13 protein-coding genes are annotated in these 13,408 nt (G+C 64.9%); 7 read left to right on the top strand and 6 right to left on the bottom strand.

Going from position 1 to position 13,408, the window contains the following annotated elements; genetic code table 11:
• Positions 1-26 precede the first annotated feature (26 nt).
• The 3 genes from KCN53_RS11900 to KCN53_RS11890 all read left to right on the top strand — a co-directional run bounded on the left by KCN53_RS11900 (position 27) and on the right by KCN53_RS11890 (position 2,324).
• Positions 27-1,058: a fumarylacetoacetate hydrolase family protein gene (locus KCN53_RS11900; protein WP_088712241.1), complete on the top strand. Its 1,032-nt coding sequence runs from the start codon at positions 27-29 to the stop codon at positions 1,056-1,058.
• A complete protein-coding gene (gene maiA / locus KCN53_RS11895) occupies positions 1,055-1,699 on the top strand; it encodes a maleylacetoacetate isomerase (protein ID WP_088712242.1) in 645 nt (214 codons plus the stop codon). Before KCN53_RS11900 ends, maiA begins: the two co-directional genes overlap by 4 nt.
• 211 nt (positions 1,700-1,910) lie before the next feature.
• Complete coding sequence (locus KCN53_RS11890; RefSeq protein WP_088712243.1) at positions 1,911-2,324, top strand: EVE domain-containing protein; 414 nt, start codon at positions 1,911-1,913, stop codon at positions 2,322-2,324.
• Positions 2,325-2,387: 63 nt separating this feature from the next.
• On the opposite strand, the gene KCN53_RS11885 is transcribed toward KCN53_RS11890, so the two are convergent.
• From KCN53_RS11885 to KCN53_RS11875, 3 genes are read right to left on the bottom strand one after another with little or no spacing between them, the layout of a single operon-like run.
• Positions 2,388-3,116: a sulfotransferase-like domain-containing protein gene (locus KCN53_RS11885; RefSeq protein WP_172406212.1), complete on the bottom strand. Its 729-nt coding sequence runs from the start codon at positions 3,114-3,116 to the stop codon at positions 2,388-2,390.
• Positions 3,113-4,021, bottom strand: coding sequence for an aminotransferase class IV (locus KCN53_RS11880; protein ID WP_088712244.1), 909 nt, complete (start codon positions 4,019-4,021; stop codon positions 3,113-3,115). Before KCN53_RS11880 ends, KCN53_RS11885 begins: the two co-directional genes overlap by 4 nt.
• Positions 4,022-4,053: 32 nt before the next feature.
• The gene (locus tag KCN53_RS11875) at positions 4,054-5,487 is read right to left on the bottom strand and encodes an amidohydrolase (protein WP_088712245.1); all 1,434 of its coding nucleotides are present in this window, start codon (positions 5,485-5,487) and stop codon (positions 4,054-4,056) included.
• A gap of 66 nt (positions 5,488-5,553) precedes the next feature.
• Here KCN53_RS11875 and KCN53_RS11870 point away from each other — a divergent pair, with 66 nt between their 5' ends.
• The 4 genes from KCN53_RS11870 (at position 5,554) to KCN53_RS11855 (ending at position 8,967) form a co-directional block, all read left to right on the top strand.
• Positions 5,554-5,877 (top strand): DMT family transporter, encoded by a 324-nt coding sequence (locus KCN53_RS11870; protein ID WP_088712246.1) that lies wholly within the window; start codon positions 5,554-5,556, stop codon positions 5,875-5,877.
• A gap of 36 nt (positions 5,878-5,913) precedes the next feature.
• Positions 5,914-6,933, top strand: coding sequence for a threonine aldolase family protein (locus tag KCN53_RS11865; protein WP_088712247.1), 1,020 nt, complete (start codon positions 5,914-5,916; stop codon positions 6,931-6,933).
• A 5-nt stretch (positions 6,934-6,938) separates the two neighbouring features.
• The gene (locus KCN53_RS11860) at positions 6,939-7,838 is read left to right on the top strand and encodes a DMT family transporter (protein WP_088712248.1); all 900 of its coding nucleotides are present in this window, start codon (positions 6,939-6,941) and stop codon (positions 7,836-7,838) included.
• A gap of 97 nt (positions 7,839-7,935) precedes the next feature.
• Complete coding sequence (locus KCN53_RS11855) at positions 7,936-8,967, top strand: sensor histidine kinase (RefSeq protein ID WP_224199638.1); 1,032 nt, start codon at positions 7,936-7,938, stop codon at positions 8,965-8,967.
• Between the two features lie 20 nt (positions 8,968-8,987).
• Here KCN53_RS11855 and KCN53_RS11850 read toward each other — a convergent pair whose 3' ends face one another.
• Genes KCN53_RS11850 through KCN53_RS11840 form a run of 3 tightly spaced genes read right to left on the bottom strand, consistent with a single transcriptional unit; the run spans position 8,988 to position 13,402 of the window.
• Positions 8,988-10,349, bottom strand: a complete 1,362-nt coding sequence (locus tag KCN53_RS11850) for a dicarboxylate/amino acid:cation symporter (RefSeq protein ID WP_088712249.1) — start codon at positions 10,347-10,349, stop codon at positions 8,988-8,990.
• A gap of 48 nt (positions 10,350-10,397) precedes the next feature.
• Entirely contained in the window at positions 10,398-12,674 is a 2,277-nt protein-coding gene (locus tag KCN53_RS11845; protein WP_088712250.1) for a xanthine dehydrogenase family protein molybdopterin-binding subunit, read from the bottom strand.
• Positions 12,671-13,402, bottom strand: a complete 732-nt coding sequence (locus tag KCN53_RS11840; RefSeq protein ID WP_224199636.1) for a Rossmann-fold NAD(P)-binding domain-containing protein — start codon at positions 13,400-13,402, stop codon at positions 12,671-12,673. The genes KCN53_RS11845 and KCN53_RS11840 overlap by 4 nt, the downstream gene beginning before the upstream one ends.
• Positions 13,403-13,408 lie beyond the last annotated feature (6 nt).

The raw sequence follows: 13,408 nt of genomic DNA, 5'->3' as shown, positions 1-13,408 counted from the left end.
GATCAAGACATTAGCGTGGAGGACCGATGAAACTCGCAAGCCTTAAGGGCGGCCGCGACGGGCGCCTCGTCGTCGTTTCGCGCGATCTCGCCTGGTACGCGGATGCCGCACATATTGCGCCGACGCTTCAGGCGGCGATCGACGACTGGGCAGTCATGCGCCCGCGTCTCGAAAGCCTTGCCGAAGAGCTTGAGCATGAGGCCATCCCGCGTGAGCGTTTTCACGAACATGACGCTGCCGCTCCGCTGCCGCGCGCCTATCAGTGGGCCGATGGCAGTGCCTATGTGAACCATGTGGAGCTGGTACGCCGTGCCCGCGGCGCTGAACTCCCGGACAGCTTCTGGACCGATCCGCTGATGTATCAGGGCGGTTCGGACGGCTTCCTCGGCCCCCGCGACCCGATCCCTCTCGGCGATCCGGCATGGGGATGCGACATGGAGGCGGAGATCGTCGTCGTGACTGACGATGTGCCGCAGGGCGTCACGCCCGAGCAGGCGCTCGATCACATCATCCTCATCGGGCTGACGAACGATATCTCGCTTCGGAACCTCATCCCCGGCGAGCTCGGCAAGGGTTTCGGCTTCGTCCAGTCGAAGCCGGCCAGCGCATTGTCGCCCGTCTTCGTCACGCCCGATGAGCTGGGCACCGCCTGGCGCGGCGGCAAGCTGCACCGCACCTTGAAGGTGGACTATAACGACCGGCCCTTTGGCCGTGCCGAGGCCGGCGAGGAAATGACCTTCGACATGGGCATGCTCGTGGCGCATCTGGCCAAGACCCGCTCGCCGGGGGCCGGAACGATCATCGGCTCGGGTACCGTGTCGAACCGCGACCCCGACAACTCGCCCGGTCGCCCCGTGGCAGAGGGCGGCAAGGGCTATAGCTGCATCGCCGAGCAGCGCATGGTCGAAACGATCGCGTCGGGCAGCCCTGCGACCGAGTTCATGGCTTATGGCGATACGGTTCGCATCTGGATGGACGGAGACGACGGAAAGCCCATCTTCGGCACGATCGAGCAGGAGGTGGTGCCGCTCCAGACCAGTGCCATGGGCGGGGCGTGAGCGACCGGGTCCTATACGACTTCTGGCGCTCTTCGGCGGCGTTCCGGGTGCGAATCGCGCTGGGGCTTAAGGGCCTCGACTATGACCGCGCGGTCATCGACCTGAACGCGGGTGCGCAGCGCTCTCCCGGGTACCGCATGCTCAATCCGCAGGGCCGCGTCCCGCTGCTTATCGACGGCGAAGCGGCGCTCAACCAGAGCCTGGCGATCCTCGAATATCTCGAGGAGGTCTATCCCGACCCGCCGCTTCTTCATGGCGATGCGGCCATGCGCGGGCGCATTCGCGGCGCGGCACAGATCATCGTCAGCGACGTTCACCCGCTCGGCAATTCCAGCGTCATGCGCTACCTTGAGGAGAGGCTCGGCCACGACCGGGACGAGTTCATCGCCTGGTATGGTCACTGGATGTCGGTGGGATTCGGGCCGCTCGAGGAACTGGCCGAGCGCTCTTCGGGCCGCTTCCTGTTCGGTGACGATGTCACCCTCGCCGACGTCTGCCTGGCGCCGCAAATGTACAATGCCCGGCGCTGGCGGACCGACCTCGAACCCTTTCCGGCACTGGTCGAGGTGGACAAGAACCTGATGGAACTGTCCGCATTTCGGAACGCACGACCGGAGGCGCAATCGGATGCGAGCGCCTAGCGAGGCGGACTTGCCGCTCGCTCAGCTTCCCGCGTCCGAGGGCGTTTGGCCTGTCCGGCCTCGAGCTTGCCCGAATGTCTGCGCCGCAACTCTCGTGGGCGACGCCGCTTGGCATTGACCTTGGCGCGACGGGAAGGCTTTTGGCCCTGCAACAGACTTATTCGGGCGTGGACGCTTTCGTCAGATCCGCGCCGCCAAGGGAGACGAGTTAATGGCCAAGTGGCTGGTAAAGTCCGAACCGTTCAAATGGTCTTGGGAAGAACACAAGAAAAAGGGCGTCGAGCCTTGGGACGGGGTGCGCTCGGCGCAAGCGCTCAACAATATGCGCGAGATGAAGCGCGGCGACGAAGTGATGTTCTATCACTCGAACAAGGGGCTTGAGATCGTCGGCATCTGTTCGGTCGTGAAGGAATTTTACGACGATCCGGACGATCCCAAATCCGGCCTCGTGGACCTGAAGGCGGAGCGGGATATGCCGCGCCCGGTAACCTTGAAGGAGATCAAGGCGGACGGCCGGTTCGATGAACTCGCGCTGGTACGTCAGTCGCGACTGTCGGTCATGCCGGTCCCCGAGAAACAGTGGAGCCAGATTCTTGAGCTTGCGTCCCGCGACCCAGCCTCCTGAGACCAGTCGTCGTCACGGCGATGGGGCGGCGGGTGAGAATTCTCGGCTGACGCGGTGCGGTGCCTAGGGCACGATGCGGTCGCGCCACAGCGCCTCATAGTCTTCGCGGCATGCAGCGGCGACGTCTGCATAGGCGCCTTCGAGGTCGGGAAGGGGGCCGCGCGGCGGCGCGAAGCCGGTAGAAGCGTTGACGCTTTCATACCAGTGCCGGCCCCACACCCCGTCGGCGGGATGGGGGCCCTTGTCCCAGCTCAGCATTGCGGGTGTCCAGTCGATGCCCACCGCTTCGCAGAGCCTCGATAGGACGCTCTCCGGATCGCTCAAGACATCGTCGACGTCGATGATCGGCGGCGTGGCGCCGGTGCGTTGGCGCTCCCGCTCGACATAGCCGCGTATCTGTCCGTAGCCGAGAAGCTCGGCATCGCGCAGTTCGTCCTTCGCTGCATAGCTCGCGACGACGCGCTCGGGCGCACGGATCAGGAAAGCGTGACGATGATGCGGCATATCCTCGATCGAAACCTGGCCGACCATGTGATGCGGCATGTGCTTCTGGTACCAGACAGGCGAGCCGTCAGGAGCATCGCTCGAAATGGTACGCAGGACCGATGCTTCGTCGCAGTCCATCTCCGCCATGGTTTCGCTGCCCAGCGGCTGCTCCTCGCCGGTCATCGCAAGGAACGCGCCGTAAAAGGGTTCGTCGCTGACGAACGTATCCGCGCGGGCGCCGAAGCTGCGCATCATCGCTGTCGACAGGTTTCTCGGGCCCGACCACATTGCGATCCTGACGGTCATGACGTCTCGGCGTTCAGACGCTTGCGGTAGAGGCCCTGCAGCCGTTCGACCATCGGCCCGCGCGCATCGGTCAGCGTGCGGCCGTCCACCTCGCGAACGGGCACGACGCCCGCGAAGGTGCCTGTCACGAAGGCTTCGTCCGCGCCGTACACGTCGGTCAGCGAAAAGTCCTTTTCATGGACCGGAATCCCCGCTTCCCGGCACAGTTCGATCACCACGCCGCGGGTAATGCCGCCCAGGCAGTATTTCCCGCTGGAGGTCCACACCTCGCCCTTCCTCACAATGAAGAAGTGGGTCGAATTGCAGGTCGCGACGAACCCATGCGGATCCAGCATCAGCGCTTCGTCGAAGCCCGCCTTCGTAGCTTGGATGCAGGCGGTGATGCAGTTCAGCTTCGAATGGGAGTTCAGCTTCTGGTCCTGCACGGCCGGATCGCCCCGCCGGACATGAACCGTGAACAGGCGGATGCCGGTCTCGATCGTCTCGGGCAGCGGCTCCTTATATTCCGGCACGACGACGATGGTCGCCGGGGAGATGATGACTCTCGGGTCCTGATAGGGCGTCGCGCGGATGCCGCGGGTGACCATCAGCCGGATGTGGCAGCCCTCGCTCATCCCGTTCGCCTCGAGGCAGCCGTACAGCCGTTCGGTCAGCTTCTCCCGGGTCAGGCCGATATCCATGTCTATGGCCTTCGCGCCTTCGAACAGCCGGTCGAGATGGCGGTCGAGGAAGGCGATCTTTCCCTTGTGGACCCGCAGACCCTCCCACACGCCGTCGCCCAGCATGAAACCGGAATCGAACACGCTGACCACCGCGTCCGCGCGCGGTTTCAGCTCGCCGTTCACATCGATCAGGATGTCGTCGTTACGCGGGTCCGGCGCATAGTCGTGCGTCCCCTTCGCCATATCGGGCCTCTCAGTTCGGTTGGGAGTGCGGGCTAGTCGCGATAATCGAGCGGCGGCTCTCGGTCGCCAAGCAGCGCGCGATACTCGTAGCCCTCCGGCTTGCGGCTGAGGAACTCCTCTTTCGCCGCCGCGATCTTCGCCGGGTCTTCGTACAGGTCGATGGCGGTCAGGGCGAGGATCTTGGCCGCGTTCTGCATGCCTTTCCAGCCGATGGACATGCCGCCGGCAGCCACCGCCTGCCAGCTGTGCGCCGGCGTTCCGGGGACCCAAGTGGCAGTGTTGAAACCAGCGGTCGGCACGGCCCAGGACACGTCCCCCACGTCGGTGGATCCGGCCCCATGGTCTTCCGACAGGGGATCGATGCCCGTGGCCTCGCTCATCGGCACGTCCGGATTGGCGAGCGTTGGCTTCAGCTCTTGAGCGAAGGCGAGTTCGGCCGCCTCATAATCGACGCCGCCGACCTGCGTCATCTTCTCGTGGACCAGCTGCTGCAGCGTCTCGTTCGGCAGCAGCGGCATGGCCCCGTGAATGACTTCATAGTCCATGCGCGTTTCGGTGCCGAGCGCAGCGCCCTCGGCAACTTTCACCAGTCGCTCGAAGGTTTCGCGCACGACTTCGGCATCGGGGTTGCGCACATAGTAGAACACCTCGGCAAAGTCCGGCACCACATTCGGCGCGCGGCCGCCCGCGGTGATGACGTAGTGCATGCGGCTTTCCTGCGGCATGTGCTCGCGCATCATGTTCGCCATCATGTCCATCGCTTCGACGCCGTCGAGCGCGGAGCGGCCCTGTTCGGGCGCCGCAGCGGCATGGGCGGACTTGCCGTAGAACCGGAACTTGCCCGACTTGTTGGAATTGGAGGTCGCGATATCGGCGGAGTTCTGCGCGCCCGGGTGCCAATGGAGCGCGACGTCGACATCGTCGAACAGTCCTTCGCGCACCATGTAGACCTTGCCCGCGCCGCCCTCTTCGGCGGGCGTGCCGTAGAAGCGGACGGTGCCCGGCGTTCCTGTCTCGGTCAGCCAGTCCTTCACGGCGATGGCTGCGGAGGCCGAGGCGGTTCCGAACATGTGATGTCCGCAGGCATGGCCGGCATCTAGGTTGGCGACCGTCTGCTTCGCGGGCTCGGCGGCCTGTGAAAAGCCGGGCAGCGCGTCGAATTCGCCCATGATGCCGATGACCGGGCCGTCCCCGGTAGAGTAGGTCGCGGTGAACGCGGTCGGCGCTCCCGCCACACCGGCATTGATCTCGAAGCCCGCCGCGGCCAGCCGGTCCTGCAGCAGCTCTGAAGACTTGGTTTCCTGGTAGCCGAGTTCGGCGAGGCCCCAGATGGTCGAGGCGACCTCGACATTGCGGTCACGGTCCGCTTCGATCCGGTCTAGCGCGATCTGCTCATTCGCGGCCAGCGCCGGGGCCGAAACTGCAAAGAGGGCCGCCAAGGCGGCCGGTGCGAACTTTTTCGTCATGCTGTTCCCTCCGTTGCTGCAGGCCTTAAGGATTAGGCGTTCCGAGTGCCAGCATGGAGGTGCACGATGAGCCCCTGGTTCTTTCTTGCCGGCGCGATCGCGCTGGAGGTTTGCGGTACGTTTCTTCTGAAACTGTCGAATGGTTTTGAGGATCTGCGGTGGGGAATGCTGTCGATCGGCTGCTATTCCGCCTGCTTCTGGTTTCTGGCGCCTGCGATGAAGGCGCTGCCGGTCGGGGTCGTCTACGCCATCTGGTCGGGCATCGGCATCGTGGCCGCCGCGGTGATCGGCCTGTTCGCGTTCGGCGAGAAGCTGGGAAGTCTGCAGCTGGTCTGCATCGCAATGGTCCTGGTCGGCGCGATCGGGCTCAACCTGACGACGCAGCATTGACCTGCCGCCCGCTGTCGGCATAGCCGCCGAACGACCATGCATTTCTTTTCCGACAACAATGCCAGCGCCTGCCCGGAAGCGCTGGAGGCGCTGGTTTCCGCGAACGGCGTGACTCGCGGCAGCTATGACGGCGACGAACTCTCGGCGCGTCTCGATCGCGTCTTCGGAGACTTCTTCGGTCATGACTGCCGGGTATTCCCCGTCTCGACCGGCACCGCTGCAAATGCTCTCGCCCTGGCGGCGTTCATCCCGCCCTGGGGTGCGGTCGTCTGTCACGAAGAGGCGCATATCCAGGTCGACGAAGCGGGCGCGCCGGAATTCTACACGGGCGGGGCCAAGTTGATTCTCGCGGAGGGTGAGGGCGCGATCCTGACGCCGGAGACGGTCGAAGACAGCGTGGCGGCGCTGCGCGGCGACGTGCACCAGGTGCAGGCAGGCGCTCTTTCCCTGACGCAGGCCAGCGAATATGGCCGCGTCTATTCACCGGATCAGGTATCGGCGCTTGCCGACTTCGCACGGGGGAGGGGCTGGAAGGTCCATATGGACGGCGCGCGGCTTGCCAATGCGCTCGTTCACCTCGATTGCCATCCCGGCGATGTGACCTGGCGCGCCGGGGTCGACGTCCTCAGCTTCGGTTTCATCAAGAATGGTGGGATTTCCGCAGAGGCGCTGGTTTTCTTCGATACCGACCTCGCCTCGACGATACCGCACCGCCGCAAGCGCGCAGGTCAGATGCCTTCGAAGGGCCGGTTCGCCGCGGCGCAGCTGCTCGCCATGATCGAAAGCGGCGCGTGGAAGCGCAATGCCGAGGCGGCAAATGCAGGCGCGCGCCAGTTGGCCGCGGCCCTTGGCGACCGGCTCATGCACCCTGTCGAGGCGAACGAGATCTTCGTGCGCATCGGTACCGGCAATGCCGCGAAGCTCCGCGCGCAAGGCTTCGACTTCTACGACTGGGGCGATGCGGGGTCTGGCGAGGCGCGCCTCGTCGTGGCCTGGGATACGCCGCCGGGCGATATTCAGGCGCTCGCCCGCGCCATCGCCGCGCTCGAAGACTGACGCGGGTGACTGCGCGCCAGCTGCTGCTTCTCGCCATTCCCACCTTCGTCTGGGGAACGACCTGGTATGTGATCAAGACGCAGCTTGGCGTCGTCCCCGTCGAATGGTCGGTGGCCTACCGCTTCATCGTCGCGAGCGTCATCATGTTCGCGATCGCCGCGATCCGGCGGCGTTCGCTTGCGTTTCCGCCGCGGGCGCACATCTTCTTTCTCGGCGTTGGCCTGTTCCAGTTCTTCGCCAATTTCAATTTCGTCTATCAGGCCAGCGAGGTGGTCACGTCCGGCCTGATCGCGGTGGCGTTCGCGCTGCTTATCGTTCCGAACGCTGTGCTTGCTTGGATCTTCTTCCGTCACCGGGTCGACCGGAATTTCATCGCCGGGGCGGCGATGGGAATAGTCGGCGTATCGCTTCTCTTCCGGCAGGAAATCGCCGCGCTCAGCGGCGGGCCCGAACTGGGCTGGGGCCTGGCCATGACGGTGCTTGCCGTTTTGTCCGCATCGGCTGCGAACGTGATGCAGGCGTCTCCGTTCATCCGCTCTTACGCCATGACCTCGATGCTTGCCTGGGCAATGCTGTACGGCGCCATCTTCGACGTCGGCGCTGCCTGGCTGGTCGCCGGACCGCCGGTGATCGAGTTGACCCCCGTCTATATCGGCGGGGTCGTCTATCTGGCCGTCTTTGCCTCGGCCATCGCGTTCGTCGTATATTTCAACGTCATTCGCGAAGTCGGGCCGGCGCGTGCTGCCTATTCCGGCGTGATCGTTCCCTTCGTCGCGATGGCGATTTCGACCGCGCTTGAAGGCTATGTCTGGACCTTGCCGGCGATTATCGGCGCAATACTTACGGTTTCGGGTCTTTTGATAGCGCTAGGCGCTCGCAATAAGGTGCGCCAACCTGCCGCATAAACAGGCTTTATTGAAATTGTCGGCGAATCGCACTTAATCGGAGCGGGGGTCCCTGTCCGGGGCGTTGACAGTGGCTGCGAATGACGAGGGCTTGAGTGTGAGTAGCAAGGTTATCGAGGAACCGGTTTCCAGCGATATTCTGGAAGGCGATTTCGAGGGGGCGGCCATTTCGGTTCTTCCGTTTGCCCTCGCCATCACGAACCCTCGGCTGGACGACAATCCTCTCGTTTACGTTTCTCCGGCATTCTGCCGCATCACGGGCTATGCCAAGGAAGCCTGTGTCGGTCGCAATTGCCGCTTCCTTCAGGGTGAAGATACCGATCCCGAAACAGTCAAGCGCATCGGTAAGGCCATCGCGAAGCGCGAGGAAATCAACGAGGACATCTACAATTACCGCGCCAGCGGTGAGGGGTTCTGGAACCGCCTGCTGATCACGCCGCTCTTCGACGAACATGGCGAACTGGCCTACTTCATCGGTATCCAGCACCAGCTTCCGGGGCCGCCGCATGAATATTCAAAGGACGAAAGCGGGCGGACGCTGGAGGAACTCCAGCACCGCGTGAAGAATCACCTGTCGATGATCGTCGGAATGATCCGGATGCAGGCTCGGGCCGACGAAGCGGGCAGCGACTACAAGACGCTGGCGCGCCGCGTGGAGACCCTGCAGCTTCTTTATCAGGAACTGTCCGATGCCGGGGTCGCTCGCCACAACTCCGACGTTGTCCCGCTGGGTGCCTATGTCAGCCGGGTGGCAAGTGCTGTCAGCCACCTGGACGGGCGCGAATCCATCCGCGTCAACATCGATGCGGACGAAATCACCGTCAGCGCGCAGCAGGCTGGTCAATTCGGGCTCATCGCCTCTGAACTGCTGACCAATTCGCTGCAGCATGCGTTTCGCGACCAGCGGAACGGCCTGGTCACGATGGAACTGAAGCAGTTGTCCAATGGCGTCGTGCGTATGCGCGTCAGCGACGACGGCAGCGGTCTGCCTGAGGGTATGAACTGGCCCGACGACAGCGGACTGGGCGGGCGCATCGTCAAGGGGCTGGTCGGCGAAATGAACGGCAAGCTCTCCGTAGACCGCGGCATTACGGGCACCACGATCACGCTCGACCTGACCGTCGAATAGCGACCCTGCTCTGGCCGTGACTAGGGTGCGGGCTGCTCGCCCGCCTCGGCCTCGAGCGCGTTGCCGGGTTCGGCCGCGCCCTTGAGCAGGATGCTGGCCGTGATGTCGCCTGCGACGTTTACCGTGGTGCGGCTCATGTCGAGCAGGCGGTCCACGCCCATGACGATGACCATGCCGTCGGCGGGTATGCCGAATCCCGCCGCGACATTGATCAGGATCGCGATGCTGACGCCGGGTGTTCCCGGTGCCCCGATCGAGGAGGCGACGAGGGTCATCGTCATGATGGCGATCTGGCCCGCATCCAGGCTGATCCCCGACATCTGCGCCAGAAAGAGGATGGCGACGGTCTGGTAGAGGGCGGTCCCGGCCATGTTCATCGTCGCGCCGAGCGGCGCCACGAGATTGGCGATTTCACGCGGCACGCCGAACTTGCGCGCCGTCGCGACCGTGCTTGGCATGACGGCCGTCGAGCTCGAGGTGGAGAAGGCCAGCAGCAGCGTCTCGCCGGCCTCGCGCAGGAACCGGACGGGTCCCAGCCGGGCAGCGATGGCTACCAACAGCAGATAAAGGAGGAACAGAAGCGCCAGGCCCGCCAGCACTGTGCCGACATAACCGGCGACCCCCAGGATGGTCTCGATGCCGATCCGCATGACCAGCTGGGCCATCATGCCGAAGACCGCGATGGGTGCCAGGAACATGGCCCATTTCACGATTGTCATGGAGATCGAGAGAAGGGCGTCGAGCACGTTCAGGAAGGGCGCGATCTTCTCGCGTTCGACCTGGGTGGCGGCAATGCCGATCAGCAGCGCGAAGACCACCACCGCCATCAGGTCGCCCTCGACGACCGACGCGGTCGGATTGGTCGGGAGCAGGCCGGAGATCAGGTCCGGCGCCAGCCCCATGTCGAAGCTGCCGCCCGCGGCCTCGGTGCTGGAGGCGGCAGGTTCTGCAGGCGGCCCGGTCTTCCCGACCAGGCTACGGCCAGGCTGGAAGATGGTGGCCAGCGCAATGCCGATCCCGGCCGCAGCAAACGTCGTGGTGAGGACGAAGGCGGCGAAGCGCGTGCCGACGCTTTTGAGCGCGTCGCTCGATCCGGATCCGGTCAGTCCGCCGATAATCGAGGCGAAAACTAGCGGGATGAGCACCATTGCGATCAGGCCGAGAAAGATTTTCCCCGGCAGCATCAGCCAAGCACTGACCCGGCGGGCCAGTTCGGGCGCCAGAACTCCGCCTTCCGGCCCGAGCAGGATGCCCACCGCGAGGCCCAGTACCAGGCCTGTTATGACCTGCGCCCACAGACGAGTGCGGATCCAGGCGTGCAGCTGCGCCTGCTGCTGCATCAGCCTGACGCGGGGGAGATCTGAGAAGAGCCGCGCTGCCATGGACGTCCTCAGCTACCCCTGTCCGCTACCCTGGGCGTGTCGGTTATCCTAGGCGGCAGCCCGCTGGCGATTGGCGGATTGTGCCAGCCGCCACAGTTTTTCCGGGGTGGCGGGCATGTTCAGATGCTGGCCACCCAGCGCATCGGACAGGGCGTTCATGATGGAGGGCATGGCGCCGATCGTCCCCGCTTCGCCGCAGCCTTTCGACCCCAGCGGGTTGTTCGGCGTCGGTACGGGCTTCGTGTCGAAGGTTTGGCCCAGCGGCACATCGTCCGCACGCGGCACGCCGTAATCCATGAAACTTCCGGTCAGCAGCTGCCCCATCTCGTCATAGACCACATTTTCCAGGATCGCCTGGCCCAGGCCCTGTGCCACGCCGCCATGCACCTGGCCCTGGACCAGCATCGGATTTACCAGCGTGCCGAAATCGTCGGTGACGCTGTAACGCGCGACCTTCATGACGCCCGTCTCGGGGTCTAGTTCGACTTCGGCGATGTGGCAGCCATTGGGATAGGTCGGCATGGGCGTTTCCGGCTTGTAGCGTCCGCGCGTATCGAGCGCGCCGGGATGCGCATCCGCCAGCTCCATGAGCGACCTTGTTTCGTTCGATCCGCGGGCCCGGAACAGGCCGTCTTCGAAGTCCACCTCGCCGCCCAGCTCCTCGGCGGCGATCTCCTTCGCCTTCTCGATGATCTCGTCCGCCGCGACCAGACCTGCCGCGCCGCCCCAGACCATCGAGCGTGACCCGCCAGTACCATGGCCGACCTCCAGCCGCGCGGTATCGCCCTGTTCGATGACGACATCTTCCAGCTCGAGCCCCAGCCGTTCGGCGATGACCTGGGCATAGGATGTCTCATGGCCCTGACCGTTCGACTGGGTACCGATGGCCGCGTGGACCTTTCCGCCTGCAATGCGCAGGTCGGCAAACTCCTCGCTTGAGCCGCCGCCGGCGATCTCGACGTAGAAGGCCATGCCCCGGCCATATAACAGGCAGCGCCCTTCGGCTTTGGCCTTGCGCGCCTGAAAGCCGGTCCAGTCGGCATTCTCCAGCGCTGCATCCAGCAGTCCGGGAAAATCGCCGACATCGTACGTCAGGCCGATGCCGTTGTCATAGGGCAGCTCTGCCGGCGTCAGCAGGTTGCGCCGCCGGATTTCGTCCACCTCCATACCGGTTTCGCGCGCTGCCGCTTCCAGCAGGCGTTCGACGATATAGGTCGCCTCCGGGCGGCCGGCGCCGCGATAGGCGTCGGTGGGGGCGGTGTTCGTCACCACGCCGTGCACCTGGTTCAGGATCGCCGGGATGCGATAGACGCCGCCCATGATCCGGCCGCCGGCAAAGGTCTGGATCGCCGGTCCGAACTGCGACTGATAGGCGCCGAGGTCCGACCAGGTGCGCACCTTCAGGCCCAGGATCTTGCCCTCCTCGTCCAGCGCGACGGCGGCATCGGTCTGCATGGCGCGCCCGGCGGCGTCTGTCTGAAACGCATCTCCGCGTTCTCCCGTCCACTTTACCGGACGGCCGAGGTCGCGCGCCGCGTGGCATACGAGGCCATATTCGGGATAAAGAAACGACTTCATGCCAAAGCCGCCGCCGACGTCGCCGGTCTTCACGCGCAGCTTCTCGGGCTCGATCTTCAATACCAGATTGGCGAGGTTGCCGCGCATGCCGGCGACGCCCTGCGAACCGGTGGTGAAGGTGAAGCCGCTTTCAGCGTCATATTCGGCGAGGGCCGCGCGCACTTCCATGGAGACGGGCGCGACCCGGTTCTGGACCAGGTGCAGTTCGGTCACATGGGCGGCGCGGGCAAATGCCGCCTCGGTGGCCTCTTCGTCACCGACTTGCCAGTCGAACAGCTTGTTGGAGGCTGCGGCCTCCCAGAGTTTCGGGGCATCGTCGGCCAGGGCGGCGTCGACGGTCGGCGCCGCCGGCAGGTCTTCATAATCGACGTCGACCGCTTCTGCCGCTAGCCGCGCCTCGTCACGGGTTTCGGCAACGACGAAGGCAACCCCGTCGCCGACGAACCGCGCGACGTCCCCGGTCAGCAGGTGGCGCGGCGTCTGCACGTCGCCCGACAGCGGGACGAGGCACGGAATGGGACCATATTCGGCAATGTCCGCATGGGTGTAGACCGCCAGCACGCCCGGCATGGCGCGCGCCGCTTCGGTATTCACGGCCAGGATTTTCGCATGCGGATAGGGAGACCGCACGGTGACGCCGTAAGCGCAGCCATCCGGCGTCAGGTCGTCGGTATATTGTCCCTTGCCGGTCAGCAGCCGGTCGTCTTCCAGCCGTTTCGGGCTCTGGCCCACGCCGAATTTCATCATGTCCCCGTCTCCCTCCAGATCGCAGCGAGCCCGCGCTCATAATCAGGATAGCGCAGGCGGACTTTCAGGTCGCGCTTCATCTTGCCGTTCGCGACCCTGCGGTTCTCTGCGTAAAAGCCGCGCGCCATGGGCGATAGCTGCGCATCTTCCAAGGGGATGAGCGGCGGCGGCTCACGGTCCATCAGCCGCGCCGCGCAGGCGATTACTTCGTGATTGGGTGCGGGCTGGTCGTCCGAAATATTGTAGATGCCCGGCGCGGGGTCGTTGAGCGCTGCGAGCACCGCAGCGGCGATATCCTCCACATGGACGCGCGAAAAGACCTGGCCGGGCGCGTCGATTCGCTGCGCCTTCCCGTCTGCCAGCCGCTCGAAGGCAGAGCGTCCGGGGCCGTAGATACCGGGCAGGCGGAAAATGTGCACATCGCCGAGCGCCCGCCAGGCGGCGTCCGCGTCGCTGCGCGCTTCCCTGCGTCCACTACCCGTGGGTGCGCTCTCGTCGACCCAGGCCCCGTCCGCATCGCCGTAGACGCCGGTCGAGGACAGATATCCGGTCCAGCCCTCGCGCGGTGCCAAGCTCTCGCGAAACCGGGCAAGCATCGGGTCGCCGTCCTTCCCCGGCGGTACCGAGGAAAGCACCGCGTCCGCGTCCGCCACCATGTCGGTCACGGCAGGGTCGTCGAAGGCATGAATGCCCTTGTCCGGTTTGGGAGTTCGGGAGGTTCCCGTCACAGCCCA

This window comes from Pacificimonas aurantium (genome assembly GCF_020092905.1).
GTDB lineage: Bacteria > Pseudomonadota > Alphaproteobacteria > Sphingomonadales > Sphingomonadaceae > Pacificimonas > Pacificimonas aurantium.
This window is presented reverse-complemented; position numbering and strand designations above follow the sequence as displayed.

Excerpts from the sequence above, each read along its gene's own strand:
- KCN53_RS11900 (WP_088712241.1), top strand. The coding sequence starts at position 27 with ATGAAACTCGCAAGCCTTAAGGGCGGCCGCGACGGGCGCCTCGTCGTC.
- KCN53_RS11890 (WP_088712243.1), top strand. The coding sequence starts at position 1,911 with ATGGCCAAGTGGCTGGTAAAGTCCGAACCGTTCAAATGGTCTTGGGAA.
- KCN53_RS11885 (WP_172406212.1), bottom strand. The coding sequence starts at position 3,116 with ATGACCGTCAGGATCGCAATGTGGTCGGGCCCGAGAAACCTGTCGACA.
- KCN53_RS11880 (WP_088712244.1), bottom strand. The coding sequence starts at position 4,021 with ATGGCGAAGGGGACGCACGACTATGCGCCGGACCCGCGTAACGACGAC.
- KCN53_RS11875 (WP_088712245.1), bottom strand. The coding sequence starts at position 5,487 with ATGACGAAAAAGTTCGCACCGGCCGCCTTGGCGGCCCTCTTTGCAGTT.
- KCN53_RS11870 (WP_088712246.1), top strand. The coding sequence starts at position 5,554 with ATGAGCCCCTGGTTCTTTCTTGCCGGCGCGATCGCGCTGGAGGTTTGC.
- KCN53_RS11865 (WP_088712247.1), top strand. The coding sequence starts at position 5,914 with ATGCATTTCTTTTCCGACAACAATGCCAGCGCCTGCCCGGAAGCGCTG.
- KCN53_RS11850 (WP_088712249.1), bottom strand. The coding sequence starts at position 10,349 with ATGGCAGCGCGGCTCTTCTCAGATCTCCCCCGCGTCAGGCTGATGCAG.
- KCN53_RS11845 (WP_088712250.1), bottom strand. The coding sequence starts at position 12,674 with ATGATGAAATTCGGCGTGGGCCAGAGCCCGAAACGGCTGGAAGACGAC.